Below are 16,131 nucleotides of genomic sequence, written 5' to 3'. Positions count from 1 at the left end.
TGGCGCCAAATTATTGAATTATAAATTATTAAATTTATATTTTATAACTGGATTTGCATTATGTCCTACAGTGGCTATCGCCGATGATTACTTTTTTGATCCGACTTTGTTTCAAGGCAGTGCCTTTGGACAAGATTTAGATCGCTTCAATACCCAAAATGATCAGCTGCTTGCCGGCGATCACTTATTAGATATTTTTGTTAATGATCGCGTTATTGTAAATCAAGAAAATGTGCATTTTGAAACATTGAGCGAAGATCAATTAATGCCTTGTCTTACTTTAGATGTGATTAAATCTGCACAAATACGATTCAAAATAGAAGATGAAAAAAGACAATGCATTTTGCTTGATGAATTGAGCAAAAATGCATATTGGGATGTAAACAGTTCTCAATTAAAATTGAATCTTTATATTCCCCAAAAAGATTTGTACTCAATTCCACGCGGATATATTCCTGTTTCTGAATGGGATGAAGGTAATACTGCATTATTTTTAAGACACAATACCAACTATAATCATACCAAAAGTTGGAGTAAAGATTATGACTATCTTTGGAGCAATGTCTACACTGGCATTAACTTAGGTTTATGGCAACTGCGCCATCAAGGGAATTTACGTTATTCTAACAGTAATAGTCAGGCAAACGCCTTTGATTATAATTCTGTAAGAACATGGGTGCAAAGACCAATTCCTGCTCTAGAGAGTACTTTAATTTTGGGCGATAGTTATACTAATAGTAATCTACTTGGCGGCCTCTCATTTAGAGGACTTAAGCTGAGTACTGACCAAAAAATGTGGCCACAAGGACGAAGAGGTTATGCTCCAGAAGTGAGGGGGATTGCGGGTAGCGCTGCTCGGGTGGTGATAAAACAAGGTGGTAAAACGATTTATGAAACATCAGTCCCTCCCGGTGAGTTTGTTATTAATGATCTTTATAATACACCAATGCAAGGTGATCTTAATGTTGAAGTCATTGAATCAAATGGCCAGATTTCAACATTTACCGTGCCATATTCTTCAACCCCTGACTCTGTGCGTACTGGTAATTGGAATTATGAATTAGTTATGGGGGCAGTGAGTCAATTTAATGATGTTAATAATCGTTTTATTGAAGGTACCCTACAATATGGGTTAAATAATCATATTACGACCAATTTTGGCACTCGATTCACTCAAGATTATCAAGCAGCCTTAATTGGTGGGGTATTTTCATCATCAGCAGGTGCATTTGGCCTGAATACGACATGGTCACGTGCTGATCTTGGCCATAAAGGTGTAGAAACGGGTTGGCGAGTAGAGGGGAGTTACAGTAATTCATTTTCAACAGGCACCAACATAGTATTTAGTGCTTATCGCTATTCAACAATTGGATTTCGTGATTTACAAGATGTACTTGGTGTTCTTCGACAACAAAAAAGCGGTATTGTTTATGATTCAGACACGCTTAAACAGCGTAATCGCTTATCAATGACAATTAGTCAACCTATGGCAGATTGGGGATCATTTTATCTTACAGGTAGTACTGCTGACTACTATGGTGATAAGTCACGTATTAATCAGCTACAATTAGGGTATAGCAATACTTATAATAACGTAAGTTATAATTTTAGTGTGGCTCGACAGCAAGTCGTGATGAGTAATAAAACCATCAGTACTCAACAAAAACGGACAGAAAACACAATTTCATTAAGTGTTTCAATTCCTCTCGATTTTGGTTCTAATCGCTCTTCAGTCTCTTTTGATGCAAATAAGACCACTGATTCTAAAAATGGCAGTGTCAAACTTGTTGGTTCAGCGGGTAAAAAAGGTGACTTTACTTATGCATTATATTCAGGGATTGAAAATAGTGCTGGTCAGGGATACTCATCGACATGGGGGGCTAATGTCCAACAAAATACCGCTATTGGATCATTTAGAGGTGCCTTTTCTAGCGGAAAACATTATCAACAATTAAGCGTTGGTTCATCAGGATCATTAGTATTACATGATGATGGTCTAACTTTTGGTCCTTACATTAGTGATACTTTCGCTTTAGTTTATGCGCCTGGAGCAAAAGGGGCGTTAATTAAAAATGGTCAAGGTGCAAGTATTGATCGTTTTGGTTACGCCATTATGCCATCACTGACTGCATATCGTTATAATAATATTACACTTGATACAAGTGAAATGGTTGGTAATGCTGAGTTAAAAGGTGGGGGTGAACGAATTGTACCTTACTTTGGTTCAATGACAAAAGTCAGTTTTGAAACAATAACAGGCCGTGCTGTATTAATTAACTTAACGTCACTAACTCATCATATTAGTATCCCGATGGGAGCAGATGTTTTAGACCAAAATAATGAGTCGATTGGAATGGTGGGTCAAGGTGGGCAAATTTATGCCAGACTCAATGATGTCTCCGGTATTTTAAATGTTAACTGGGGTACAGAATTATCACAACGGTGCCAAATTCATTATCAACTACCAGAAAAATCAGAGGACTTCCTCACTATGCTAAACCTTCCTTGTGTTCAGGAGTCAATGTAATGAAATTAATGAGTGTAATAGTGTTTATTTTTACTCTTTTGGCTTCTCGTGAATCCATTGCCGCTTGTATTCGGGTTGATAGCACAGGATATTTGTCTCAACAAGCAATTGCAGCAGGTTACACTGCAAGCTATTGGACTGGTGCACATGATACAGCAAATAGTAAGAATTTAGGTTTACCTGCTGTAATTTCATTAAGTAATGGGACATTTCAACCTTCAGGTACATTACTGGCAAGTACTGCACTAAGTTTTTTAAGTCAAGGTGACCAAGTCCCTTATTCGGCAAAACAAGTTTTGTTTCGATGTGATGTGGCAGACAAAAGTAATATTTTCGAAATGTACGCAACAAATGGTGACAATGCTTATACCGGTATGTTTGCGGCTAGTGAAATAGAAGGCGCTTATTACAGTTTTGTAAAAAATGTTGCGGTTAGACTGACGAATACAAAAACGGGGGAATACTATTCGCGATATTGGAAATCAAGACAGTTTGATGATAGTGACTTATATTCAGACGGTACCTATATCTATATTCCTGCCGGAGCATTTAGCGATGTCTTAATGGAGCTTTATCGTATCGATAGTACATCTTATTATGCTGATGCAAGTAATGTTTATTCATATGCATACTCACAGCCACATGGTTATATTGCATTTAAAGGTCCGGGAATGAGTAATAATGTCACGCCTGGTGCCGACTCTGCAACGAATTATGATGGGTTTTATGGATATTGGCCAGCGTCTTGGAGCTTATACAATACGGGGACCAAATTTGTGCGTGGTGCGACATGTAAAGTAAATGATTATACTAATTTGGTCTTTTTACCCATGATAACAGTATCCGAATTAAATAGTGGTGGGGCAAGTCAGGCTGATTTCTCTGTGAGTATTGAGTGTGAATCAGGAGCGATATCGGGTACGGCAAGTTCAACAACAACCTCTGCTAATGTCTCAATGGGGTTTGTTGTTAACCAATCAACAGCTGTAAATGCTGCAACATCTTTAGGTTTAACGACTGCTAGTGGAGGATTGACTTGGTTATTAGATAATAATTATGGGACAAAAAGTAATATTGCTTCTGGTGTAGGAATTCGTATCTATGATCGTACTGGTCGAGCCATTAATTTATTACCAAATTTATCATCATTTGGAACCGGGAATACACGTGGTTGGTATGCATTTAAAGAACTAACCACATTGGTATCAAGTGGTACAACTGATATTTATAATGGTAACTTTACTGCTTCATTAGAGGCCATTAGTGGGCAAACGGTAACCGTGGGGACAGTCAATGCGCAATTGCAAGTTGTGGTCGGTTTTCAATAAATTACACGTATTAGCCATCTTGATAGTATTTTGTTCGTTACAGGCTAATGCGGTCGTGAATACAGAAAAAACTCGGCTCATTTTTAATGCGGACGATAATATTGTTGATCTATATTTATCAAATTCTGAAAAACAGCCAACTCTTGTCCAAGCATGGATTGATGATGGTGATATGCTTGCTTCACCAGAGTCGATCCAAACGCCAATTATTATTACCCCACCAGTATTTACAATGAAGCCAAATGAGATTCGTAGTATTCGTTTAATTTTAGCGTCTCGCACCGCTTTAGCTAAGGATCGAGAAACCATATATTGGTTAAATATTTATCAGATTCCGCCCTCGAACGAGACGGTAAATCGAGTGACACAAAAAATGGTTTTACCCTTAAGAATCCGTATGAAAGTTTTTGTCAGACCGAGTGGTATTGGTGAGTTGCAAGAGCAATCAGTAAAACAAGTGGATTTTAAATTACAAAACGTTGCTGGTAAAACAACACTCTTGATCACTAATCCGACTCCATGGCATATAAACCTTAACCAAATAGTCATTTCTGGGGAGAAGATTGATAATATGATGTTAATACCAAAATCATCACAAACAATTACGTTGCAAGATAGTACTAAATCTTACGATCGATTAGATTATAGTGTAATTAATGATTTGGGAACAAATTGGCAGTATCACATTAAACTGTAGATAAATGATATGCAGTAACCCTGAACAACAGGTTACTGCGAAGTTAGATATAACTAATTATTTAACTAATAATTTATTCATTCTTTGAATAAATTGGCTAGGATCATTTAAAGAGCCTTTCTCAGCAAGTAAGGCTTGATCAAGAAGTAACTCAGCCCATTCTTTAAACTCGCTATCATCTTGCGTATTTGCTGCTTTTTGAGTTAATGGGTGATCAGGATTAATTTCAAATGTATATTTAACATCTGGAACTTTTTGACCTGCCGCAGCAAAAAGCTTCGCCATCTGTGTTGTCATTTCATCGGCAGATGTTGTCACAATAGCTGGTGTATCAGTTAAGCGGTGAGTTAGCTTAACTTCTTTAACCTTGTCACCTAAGACGGTTTTAACTCGTTCAATAAATGGTTCTAGTTCTTTCTCTGCCTGTTTTTGTTCTTCAGATTCTTGGTCTGCAAGTTTCTCAATCGATTCGTCAGATTTGCTTACAGATTGGAAAGATTTACCTTCAAACTCAGTTAAGTTACTCATCATCCACTCATCGATGCGGTCGGATAAGAGCAATACTTCAATCCCTTTTTTACGGAATAATTCAAGGTGAGGGCTATGATTTGCTGCATTATAACTGTCAGCAGTAATGTAATAGATCTTTTCTTGACCTTCTTGCATACGATTGATGTAGCTTTCTAAAGAGACTGTTTGTGTATCGCTATCGTTGTGAGTTGATGCAAAACGTAACAATTTAGCGATCGTTTCACGGTTAGTAGAATCCTCACCCGTCCCTTCTTTAAGAACTAAACCGAACTCCTGCCAGAATTGTTGATATTGCTCATTGTCATCTTTCGCAAGCTTTTCAAGTAGCTGTAAAACACGTTTTGTACAAGCATTACGTAAGTTTTGTGTAACTTTACTATCTTGTAAAATTTCACGAGAAACGTTTAATGGCAGATCGTTCGAATCAATTAAGCCTTTTACAAAACGTAAATAGTTTGGCATAAATTGTTCAGCATCATCCATAATAAAAACACGTTGAACATAAAGTTTTAAGCCATGCTTATGATCGCGATTCCACATATCCCATGGTGCTTTGGATGGAATATAAAGCAGGCTTGTGTATTCTTGTTTGCCTTCTACGCGGTTGTGACCCCAAATGAGTGGATCAGCAAAGTCATGTGATAGGTGTTTGTAAAATTCTTTATACTCATCATCACTGATTTCACTACGGCTACGCGTCCATAATGCTTGCGCTTTGTTAACTTTTTCCCATTTAACATCTTTACTTTCATCATCGATGGTTTGTACTTCAACTGGCAGTGAGATATGGTCTGAGTATTTACTAATAATTGAGCGTAAACGCCAGTCATCTAAAAACTCTTTTTCATCATCTTTTAGATGCAAGGTAATTTCGGTACCGCGTGTGGCTTTATCACAGTCAGATAGCGTATATTCACCTTCACCTGCAGATTCCCACATGACGGCTTCATTTTCTTTTGCTGTTGCAGCTCGTGTTTTTACTGTGACGTTGTCTGCAACAATAAAAGAGGAATAAAAACCAACACCAAACTGACCAATTAACTGACTATCTTTTGCTTGATCACTACCAATGGATTCTAAAAAGGCTTTAGTTCCAGATTTAGCAATAGTACCTAAGTTTTCGATGACTTCATCTCGCGTCATCCCAATACCGTTATCAGCGATAGTTAATGTTCCTGCATCTTTGTCAACCCAAATACGGACGCCAAGTTCACCATCACCCGCATAAAGATCGGGGTTTTCAAGTGCTTTGAAGCGTAATTTATCGGCAGCATCCGATGCGTTAGAAATTAATTCTCGTAAAAATATTTCTTTATTTGAATAAAGTGAGTGAATCATTAAATGGAGAAGTTGTTTGACTTCTGATTGAAATCCACGAGTTTCAGTTCCTTGTTTACTCATTGATTAGTACCTCAAAATTAACTATTAATTAGATTAAAGACCTTACATATATAGGTGTCAAAATTGATTTTTCAAGCAAAAAAGTGAATAAAATATTAAAAGAGGAAAAATAGTCGGTAAGATAATGCCATAATTTAATCTGAAATCATAATGAGGATAAATTGCATTCTGTGAGGTTATTGATAATAAAATAGCTAAAAAAAACGGCCCATAGGGCCGTTTTTTTAAAATAATAATGAATTATTTTTTAGATACACAAGCGATTAAATCAAGAACTTTGTTTGAATAACCAACTTCGTTATCATACCAAGCTACTAATTTAACGAAAGTATCGCTTAATTGGATACCAGCTTTAGCATCAAATACTGAGGTGCAAATTTCACCTAAGAAATCAGTTGATACAACGTCATCTTCAGTATAACCAAGAACACCTTTCATTGGGCCTTCAGCAGCAGCTTTGATAACTTTACAGATTTCTTCATATTTAGCCGGTTTTGCTAAACGAGCAGTTAAGTCAACAACAGAAACGTCTGGAGTAGGAACACGGAAAGACATCCCCGTTAGTTTACCATTTAATTCAGGAATAACTTTACCTACAGCTTTAGCAGCACCAGTTGAAGATGGGATGATGTTTTGAGCAGCACCACGACCACCACGCCAATCTTTGTGAGATGGACCATCAACTGTTTTTTGCGTTGCTGTTGTGGCGTGAACTGTCGTCATTAGACCTTCAACAATACCAAAGTTATCATTGATGACTTTAGCTAAAGGCGCTAAACAGTTAGTTGTACATGATGCGTTAGAAACGATATCTTGACCAGCATAAGATTTATCATTAACACCCATAACAAACATTGGCGTGTTGTCTTTTGAAGGACCAGTTAATACAACTTTTTTAGCGCCAGCTTGGATATGTTTACGAGCTGTTGCATCATCAAGGAATAAGCCAGTTGCTTCAGCAACAACTTCAACACCAACTTCGTCCCATTTTAAGTTAGCAGGATCTCTTTCAGCAGTAACGCGGATTGTTTTACCGTTAACGATTAATTTTCCATCTTTAACTTCAACTGTACCATCAAAACGACCATGAGTTGAATCATATTTAAGCATATAAGCCATATAATCAACGTCTAATAAGTCATTAATTGCAACGATTTCGATGTCAGAACGTTTTTGAGCAGCACGGAAAACAATACGACCAATACGACCAAAACCATTAATACCTACTTTGATTGTCATAACAATTACCTTCTTTTTTTGTGTTAAATGTGAAAAATTACTGGCAATAAGCTACCAAATTTCAGTGATTTATTCAAGATCATTATCAGTGTTAGGCACGAAATGTCTTAGGATAGTTATGGAGATAACAACTTGCCTTTTCAAGGTTTTTTAACAAAAAGCCTTATTATTTATTAAATAAATTTAATATCACGCGTCAACTTATTGGTTTTACTAATCAAAAGCTTAATGAGTTTTATTTTCATTAAATTTAATAATGATAACGTTATGATAATTCTCAGCAAACATAATATGTTAGCGAATAAAATGATGGGTAAAAATTAGGTAAATTAAAATCTTCGTAAACAAGATTTTAGCCATGTGTGCTTGATTATCAGACAATTGAACAATAGGTTTTTAAAGCTGAGTTTAGTATACTAGGCGCAATTATTGTTTAGATGGTTATTTGATGTGCGTTTAAATTCAAGTCAACAGCAAGCTGTCGAGTATGTCTCTGGTCCGTGTCTAGTTTTAGCGGGGGCAGGATCAGGAAAAACTCGAGTCATTATTAATAAAATTGCTTACCTTATTCAAGTTAAAGAATATCTTGCAAAACATATTTTTGCGGTAACATTTACTAATAAAGCAGCAAGAGAGATGAAAGAGCGTATTGCGCAAACGCTAGGACGACAAGAAACGCGAGGCTTAAAAATTTCTACCTTTCATACGTTAGGTCTGGATATTATTCGTAAAGAATATAAACAAATTGGTATTAAGAGTAACTTTTCGCTTTTTGATGATCAAGATCAGTTTTCATTATTAAAAGAGTTAACACAACAATGGTTTGATGGCGATAAAGATCTCATTAATCAGCTTCGCAGTACGATTTCAAACTGGAAAAATGATTTGGTTGATGCGACCATAGCAATGGCTCGCGCTCAAACTAAGAAAGAAAAATTATTTGCACATTGTTACCAACTTTATGAGCAGCAACAAAAATCTTGTGGCATTTTAGATTTTGATGATCTGATTTTATTGCCAACATTACTTTTGCAAAAAAATGAAGACGTTCGTGAAAAGTGGCAAAATCGAGTTCGCTATTTATTGGTTGATGAGTATCAAGATACCAATACAAGCCAATATGAATTAATTAAATTATTAGTCGGCTGTAAGGCAAAGTTTACTGTGGTGGGGGATGATGACCAATCGATTTATTCATGGCGAGGAGCAAGACCACAAAATTTGGTGTTATTAAGTCAAGATTTTCCAAATTTGAAGGTGATAAAATTGGAGCAAAATTATCGATCTTCAGGCCGAATTTTAAAAGCAGCCAATATTCTGATTGAAAATAACCCTCATATGTTTACTAAAACACTCCATTCTGAATTAGGTTATGGCGAACATATCAATGTTATAACAGCGAATAACGAAGACGATGAAGCAGAAAAAGTTGTTAATGATTTAATTGGTCACCGATTTGCCAACAATACCCGATATGGGGATTATGCAATATTATATCGTGGTAATCATCAATCTAGATTAATTGAAAAAATGTTAATGCAACATCGCGTACCTTATAAAATCTCGGGTGGGACTTCATTTTTTTCACGGGTTGAAGTCAAAGATATGATGGCTTATTTGCGTCTGCTGGTTAATCTTGATGATGATAATGCATTTATTCGTATTATCAATACCCCAAAACGTGAAATTGGTCCCGCGACATTACAGAAGTTGGGGGACCTTGCTGGTAAAAAATCATTAAGCCTATTCAAAGCTGCGTTCGATATCGAATTGACAGAAATTTTACCGCCTAAACGTTTTGAGTCGTTAAGTCATTTTGTTAACTGGTTTAAGCAGTTATCGGATAATGCACAACAAGATCCGATGTCTGCTGTTTACGAACTCTTACATGGTATTGATTATGAGAGTTGGTTATATGAAACTTCGCCATCTCCAACAGCCGCACAGATGAGATTGCGTAACGTTGAACAGCTTATTAGCTGGTTAGATGAGATGATGAAAGGGGATGATATTGATGAGCCTGTTACACTGGAGCAAGCTGTTATCCGTTTTACCTTACGTGATATGTTAGAACGTAATGAAAGTGAAGATGAACAAGATGAAGTACAATTGATGACTTTACATGCATCTAAAGGCCTCGAATTTCCTTTTGTTTACCTAATTGGTATGGCAGAAGGTTTATTACCACATCAAGTCAGTATTGATGAAGATAATATTGAAGAGGAAAGGCGGCTTGCTTATGTCGGCATTACTCGTGCGCAACAAGTATTAACGTTTTCTTATAGTACTCAGCGCAAGCAATACGGCGATATTAGCTACTTAGAACCCAGTCGTTTTTTATTTGAGTTACCGCAAGATGATCTTAACTGGAGCAGTAAAAAGCAAACGACATCTGAACAACGCATGGAACAAGGTAAAAGCCGGCTTGCTATGCTCAAAGCACAACTAGCGAAAGCCAAGTCACAATCATAGCAATAACATGGTAACGATTTATTAAATCTGAATCTTTTGAATATAAAAAAAGCGCCATTTGGCGCTTTTTAGTTATTAATCAAGTTTACTGTTTCGTTTTTGCTGAGCAAGGTAACACGGTTTTATTTTTGTGTTTAGTAAACCCTTTGGTGACGAACACAAAGAATAACGGTACATAGAAAATAGCCAAGAACGTTGCTGTTAACATCCCACCAATAACCCCTGTACCTACTGCATTTTGGCTTGCAGAACCAGCACCACTACTAATTGCGAGTGGTAATACCCCTAGAATAAAGGCAAATGAAGTCATTAAAATCGGTCTTAAACGTAAACGACACGCTTCTAACGTTGCATCAATTAATGATTTACCTTCTTTTTCAAGTGCATCTTTTGCAAATTCTACGATCAATATTGCATTCTTCGCCGCAAGTCCCATTGTCGTTAAGAGACCCACGATAAAGTAAATGTCGTTATCTAAACTGCGGAACATTGTTGCAAAAACAGTACCAACAATACCTAACGGGATAACAAACAAGACTGAGATTGGAACAGTCCAACTTTCATATAATGCCGCAAGTGATAAGAACACGACGATCAATGAAATTAAATATAATGTCGTTGTCTGTGATCCTGTTTGGCGTTCTTGATAAGAAATATCGGTCCAATCATAGGTAAAGCCAGTCGGTAATCGTTGTGATAGTTCTTCCATAATCGCCATCGCTTGACCCGAACTTTGACCAGGTATCGCCGTACCACTAATACCAATTGCTGACACACCGTTATAACGAACTAATGAAGGTGAACCAAATGTTTTGGTTGTTTGGGCAAACGACTCATAAGGTACCATTTCACCACTACCATTTTTGACATGCCAGAAATTAAAATCTTGTGGCAACATACGGTAAGGTGCATCACTTTGCACGTAAACTTTTTTAACGCGGTTTTGGTAAACAAAGTCATCAATATACGATGAACCTAATGCCGTTGATAGAACGCTATTAACAGAACTCACCGATAAACCTAAAGCTTGAGCTGTTTCAAAATCAACATTAATTTTATATTGTGGAACATCAAGCATACCGGCTGGACGGACTTGAGTCAGATTTTGGTTTTGCATTGCCATACCTAACAATTGGTAGAATGCTTGCATTAACGCATCATGACCTAAACCGCCACTATCTTTTAGCATGTAAGAGAAACCATTTGCCATACCTAATGATGGAACAGCAGGAAGGTTTAACGCATAACTACGCGCTTCAGTTAATGTAAATAAGAAACGGTTCGCGCGACCAACAATTGCATCTACTTTCTGATCTGCATCTTGACGTACGCTCCAGTCTTTAAGTTTAATGAAACCTAAGCCCATATTCTGACCACGACCGGCTAAGCTAAATCCTGCGACGGTAAATACCGCATCAACAGATTTTTCTTCTGTACGGAAGTAATTAGAGGCCTTACTTAATACTTCATTCGTCTGAGTCAGTGTAGAACCAGGTGGTAATTCCACCATCATAATTACCACACCCTGATCTTCATTAGGTAAAAAGCCGGTTGGTAATTTATTAAAGCCAAACATCAGCGCCACAACAATCAGAATGTAACTAACAAAACTAATTAATGGGTATTTAATGACTTTAATAACACCGCGTTCATAAAGATGAAGACTTTTTGAAAACGTTGCGTTGAAACCTTTAAAGAATTTTTTCAATAACCAGCTAATCCAGGTAAATGGAGGTACTTTTGCCAATCTTTCAGAAATAGATAGCTTTTTATTTTTATATTTTGAAGGTGGTTTTAAAATTTGCGCACATAATGCTGGCGTTAATACGACAGCCATCAATACAGATAATGCCATTGACGTTACGATCGTAATAGAGAATTGCCGATAAATACCACCAGCCGCGCCACCATAAAATGCCATCGGTACAAATACTGCTGATAATACAACGGCAATACCAACTAATGCAGAGGTAATTTGTTCCATCGATTTGACTGTTGCATCATAAGGCGATAAACCTTCTTCCTCCATGATACGTTCAACGTTCTCGATGACGACAATGGCATCATCAACTAATAAACCAATCGCAAGCACCATTGCAAACATGGATAACGTATTGATGGTAAAACCAAAGATATAAAGTACAGCAAATGTACCTAACAATACGACCGGTACTGTAATAGTTGGAATTAATGTTGCTCTTACATTTTGTAAGAATACAAACATAACGATAACCACTAAAACAATTGCTTCGATTAACGTATCTACCACGTTATTAATGGATAATTTGACGAATGGTGTTGTGTCATAAGGGAAGGTATAACGAATATCTTCTGGGAAGATTTTTGATAACTCTTCCATTTTAGCATCTACTGCATTCGATGTATCAAGCTGATTAGCGCCAGTTGCTAAGTAAATTGCAAGACCTGCAGCTAATTTACCATTGTAAGTTGAAATAAAATTATAATCAGCCGCACCCAGTTCAACACGCGCAACATCTTTTAATAATACTTTCGACCCATCAGTATTCACACGGACCAAAATATTTTCAAATTGTTCAGGGGTATTAAGCCTTGATTGTGCAGTAATTGTTGCATTTAATTCTTGACCATCTGTTGTTGGTCTAGAACCCAATTGACCCGCCGTTACCTGCGCATTTTGTGCTTGAATCGCAGTAGTTACTTCGGTTGTTGATAACTTAAAGTAAGTCATTTTATTTGGATCTAGCCAAATACGCATTGCATATTCTGAACCAAATAATGTGGTGTCCCCAACGCCTTGTACACGTTTAATAGGATCTTGAACGGTTGAATACACAAAGTCTGCAATATCAGCTTGCGTTTTTAATGGGTTTTCAGAATAGAAACCAATAACTTTTAAGAAGTTAGTATTGTTTTTTGCAACAGAAACCCCATTTTTTTGTACACTTTCAGGTAAACGAGATTTAACACTTTCTACTTTATTTAATACCTGAACCTGTGCAAAATCGGGATCTGTACCCGGTGAAAATGTTAATGTTGTTTGTACAATACCTTGCGCACTACTGGTTGATTTCATATAAATTAAGTTATCAATACCAGTCAAGTTCTGTTCAATTAATTGCGTTACGGTGTTTTCAATTGTCTGCGCATCGGCACCTGGGTAGGCCGCAGTTACGGTGACGGCTGGAGGTGCGATATCAGGATATTGTTCAACTGCAAGTAATTTGATGGCAAGCAATCCGCCTAACATCATCATTATTGCAATTACCCAAGCAAAGACTGGGCGATCTATAAAAAACTTAGCCATTATTTAAGAACTCCGATTCTTACTTAACGTTATTTTCAATCATTTTATCTAGGTCTGCTTGTGACAGAGAAGTCGGCTCTGCAACAATATTAGCAAATAATTTTCGGTCAGTGGCTTGTGTTGTCACACTGGTTAAATTAAGTAAGCCTGTTACAACCACTTTTTCACCTAAGTTAATTCCATTGGTGACAACCCAATAACCAGAAATCCCTGCGTAGACTTGGATGTTATTGCGTTTTTCAAAGTAATAAAAGTTCTTATCAGCTTGCTGACTTTTTTGTTGTTCAGCAATAAGACTTTCTGCTTGAGCTTTTGCTTTTTGTTCAGCATTTGCCACCGATTCTTGATTATCTTTGTCAAATGGAATTAAACCATTAGCAAGAATCGCTTTGCTGATCACTTCGACTTCTTTATCTTTTGGCACAGGTACTGCAATAATGGCTGTATAGCTTCCGCTTTCATCACTGGTAATGCCTTTTTGTGGCACTAAGACCGCCTTATTAATATGACCAAGTGTCAAAATCGGTTTTAAGAACATACCCGGTAAGAGTTCAGAATTTGGATTAGAAAATTCAGCACGTAATACGACAGTACCCGTTGTTTCACTCACATTTTTATCAGAGAAAATAATTTTACCGTCATTTTGGTATTTACTTCCGTCATTAAAAAATACTTCTACTTTTTGATCTGGTGTATAGATTTTATTTCGATCTTTTTCATTACGTTCAAAGGTCGAAGCAGCCTGTGTCATGTCAATATAAATTGGGTCAATTTTTTGCACTATAGCCATCGCAGTGGTTTGACTTGCTGCAACTAACGCACCTTCAGTCACGTTTGATTTACCAATATAACCATCAATGGGTGAGTAAACTTTAGTATAATCTAAACTCACTTTAGCTGAGTTTAAGTTGGCTTTTGCAACTAATACTGCAGCATCAGCTTGCTGTGCATCCGCGACCGCTTTGTCATAATCTTGTTGGCTGATTGATTTTGTTTTAAGCAATCCTTCATAACGTTTTAACGTTAAATGTGCAATGTTGGCACTTGCTTCAGCACTTGCAACGCTAGCTAGTGCACTGTCATAATTGGCTTGGTAAAGTGAGGGATCAATTTGATACAATGATTGACCTTCTGTCACATTACTGCTTTCATCAAACTCTCTTTTTAAGATAATGCCACTGACCTGTGGGCGAATTTCAGCAATTTGTGAAGCAATAACGCGTGCTGGTAGTGCAACTTTCACAGTATAATCTAAAGGTTCTGTTTCAAAAACGGTGACATTTACCGATGGGAGTTTAAATTCTTGGGCATTAGATGTGTGATTATCGCAACCAGTCAAAAATAAGCTGCCACCTAAAGCTAACGCGAGAGTAACGGGGAATAGAGCTCTTTTAAATTTCATATAAAAATAACCTCGGTAAAATCAATCATGCGTATGCATATTTATTTGCTTATTAATTATAAAATAAATACTTAAATAGGACTGAATTTTACAGAAATTAACCTTTTAATGTAAGTGCCAATTGCAACGATAGCACAGAGTACTAAAAATAAAACGTCATGTGACTTCAATATAAAATCTAACAAAATAGCGGGTTTTATGATTTATCTCATGTGTTTGACTAACTTTTAAGTGAATAACATTATTGATTTGTATAAAATAGTCAGTACAACTTTAAGTTACTTGAGTATTGATATTTAAATACAGTAATATAGTGACATTAAATTAATACAGAGATAGGTATTATGGATAATTTACGCATTGTGCTGATTATTATTGCTTCTTTAGTAATCATCGCCTTATTGATTCACGGATTTTGGATTAATAAAAAAGAGCGCTCTTCTATTTTTGAAACACCAAAAAGTAAAAAAAGTAACAAGGATAGTTTATCTTGGCAAAACAATGAGAAAAATGATGGTTTTCAAGATGGTGTAGGGGAAGTGAGAGTCGTGTCAACCAAACGCGATGTGCCGAGCCAACCACATATAGCACAAGAGCACACTCAAGATGATTTATTTACGGTGCAACCCGTTGAAATTAAACCTATGCAGCGCGATTTATTTGTTGAAGATGAGCCTGATGTAAAAATTGAAGATACTGTCAGTCAGTCGCTTGATACCGTAAGTCACACCGAAAAATCTCAATCTGATGATAATCTGAAAATTGATGAGCATTCTCCTGCGGTAAAACCTAATCCAACTACGCAGCCTGCAACTAAAGTTGCACCTAAAACTGATGTACTGGTGTTACATGTGACGGGACTCAATGAAGAGCTTATTCGAGGTGATTTACTCCTCAGTAGTATTATTCAATCTGGATTCCAATTTGGTGAAATGCAAATTTTCCATCGTCATTTAGATCCAGCAGGCAATGGTCCTGTGTTATTTAGTTTAGCAAACATGGTAAAACCTGGTACGCTCGATCCTGAAACCATGCATGAATTTACGACAGCAGGTGTATCAATTTTTATGATGATTCCTTCTTATGGTCATACTGCTCAAAACTTTAAACTCATGCTGCAATCTGCACAACGCATTGCTGATGATGTTAATGGTGTTGTGCTTGATGATGAACACCATATGTTAACCCCTCAAAAAATAGATAGTTATAAAAATCGCATCAAAGCTGTTACCCAAGAATAATCTGGCC

General features: G+C 36.8%; 9 protein-coding genes. 5 read left to right on the top strand and 4 right to left on the bottom strand.

Translation table 11 applies throughout. The annotated features are described in order from the left end of the window. Positions 1 to 13 precede the first annotated feature (13 nt). Genes ABEA36_RS06000 through ABEA36_RS05990 form a run of 3 tightly spaced genes read left to right on the top strand, consistent with a single transcriptional unit; the run spans position 14 to position 4,552 of the window. The gene (locus ABEA36_RS06000; RefSeq protein WP_345489838.1) at positions 14 to 2,527 is read left to right on the top strand and encodes a fimbrial outer membrane usher protein; all 2,514 of its coding nucleotides are present in this window, start codon (positions 14 to 16) and stop codon (positions 2,525 to 2,527) included. Continuing rightward, positions 2,527 to 3,855, top strand: coding sequence for a fimbrial usher protein StbD (gene stbD / locus ABEA36_RS05995; RefSeq protein WP_345489836.1), 1,329 nt, complete (start codon positions 2,527 to 2,529; stop codon positions 3,853 to 3,855). The genes ABEA36_RS06000 and stbD overlap by 1 nt, the downstream gene beginning before the upstream one ends. After that, entirely contained in the window at positions 3,821 to 4,552 is a 732-nt protein-coding gene (locus tag ABEA36_RS05990) for a fimbria/pilus periplasmic chaperone (protein ID WP_345489834.1), read from the top strand. The genes stbD and ABEA36_RS05990 overlap by 35 nt, the downstream gene beginning before the upstream one ends. A 57-nt stretch (positions 4,553 to 4,609) precedes the next feature. Here ABEA36_RS05990 and htpG read toward each other — a convergent pair whose 3' ends face one another. Then, positions 4,610 to 6,484, bottom strand: a complete 1,875-nt coding sequence (gene htpG / locus ABEA36_RS05985; RefSeq protein WP_345489832.1) for a molecular chaperone HtpG — start codon at positions 6,482 to 6,484, stop codon at positions 4,610 to 4,612. 240 nt (positions 6,485 to 6,724) lie between these two features. Continuing rightward, complete coding sequence (gapA, locus tag ABEA36_RS05980; protein ID WP_345489830.1) at positions 6,725 to 7,723, bottom strand: glyceraldehyde-3-phosphate dehydrogenase; 999 nt, start codon at positions 7,721 to 7,723, stop codon at positions 6,725 to 6,727. Between the two features lie 450 nt (positions 7,724 to 8,173). Between gapA and rep the strand changes: the two genes are divergently transcribed. Continuing rightward, positions 8,174 to 10,195 (top strand): DNA helicase Rep, encoded by a 2,022-nt coding sequence (rep, locus tag ABEA36_RS05975; RefSeq protein ID WP_345490882.1) that lies wholly within the window; start codon positions 8,174 to 8,176, stop codon positions 10,193 to 10,195. Between the two features lie 85 nt (positions 10,196 to 10,280). On the opposite strand, the gene ABEA36_RS05970 is transcribed toward rep, so the two are convergent. Continuing rightward, positions 10,281 to 13,481 (bottom strand): efflux RND transporter permease subunit, encoded by a 3,201-nt coding sequence (locus ABEA36_RS05970; protein ID WP_345489828.1) that lies wholly within the window; start codon positions 13,479 to 13,481, stop codon positions 10,281 to 10,283. A gap of 19 nt (positions 13,482 to 13,500) precedes the next feature. Continuing rightward, the gene (locus tag ABEA36_RS05965) at positions 13,501 to 14,883 is read right to left on the bottom strand and encodes an efflux RND transporter periplasmic adaptor subunit (protein WP_345489827.1); all 1,383 of its coding nucleotides are present in this window, start codon (positions 14,881 to 14,883) and stop codon (positions 13,501 to 13,503) included. A 344-nt stretch (positions 14,884 to 15,227) separates the two neighbouring features. Between ABEA36_RS05965 and zipA the strand changes: the two genes are divergently transcribed. Then, positions 15,228 to 16,124, top strand: a complete 897-nt coding sequence (gene zipA, locus ABEA36_RS05960) for a cell division protein ZipA (protein WP_345489826.1) — start codon at positions 15,228 to 15,230, stop codon at positions 16,122 to 16,124. Positions 16,125 to 16,131 lie beyond the last annotated feature (7 nt).

Source organism: Orbus sasakiae (assembly GCF_039542345.1).
GTDB lineage: Bacteria > Pseudomonadota > Gammaproteobacteria > Enterobacterales > Orbaceae > Orbus > Orbus sasakiae.
This window is presented reverse-complemented; position numbering and strand designations above follow the sequence as displayed.

Excerpts from the sequence above, each read along its gene's own strand:
- stbD (WP_345489836.1), top strand. The coding sequence starts at position 2,527 with ATGAAATTAATGAGTGTAATAGTGTTTATTTTTACTCTTTTGGCTTCT.
- ABEA36_RS05990 (WP_345489834.1), top strand. The coding sequence starts at position 3,821 with ATGCGCAATTGCAAGTTGTGGTCGGTTTTCAATAAATTACACGTATTA.
- htpG (WP_345489832.1), bottom strand. The coding sequence starts at position 6,484 with ATGAGTAAACAAGGAACTGAAACTCGTGGATTTCAATCAGAAGTCAAA.
- gapA (WP_345489830.1), bottom strand. The coding sequence starts at position 7,723 with ATGACAATCAAAGTAGGTATTAATGGTTTTGGTCGTATTGGTCGTATT.
- ABEA36_RS05970 (WP_345489828.1), bottom strand. The coding sequence starts at position 13,481 with ATGGCTAAGTTTTTTATAGATCGCCCAGTCTTTGCTTGGGTAATTGCA.
- ABEA36_RS05965 (WP_345489827.1), bottom strand. The coding sequence starts at position 14,883 with ATGAAATTTAAAAGAGCTCTATTCCCCGTTACTCTCGCGTTAGCTTTA.
- zipA (WP_345489826.1), top strand. The coding sequence starts at position 15,228 with ATGGATAATTTACGCATTGTGCTGATTATTATTGCTTCTTTAGTAATC.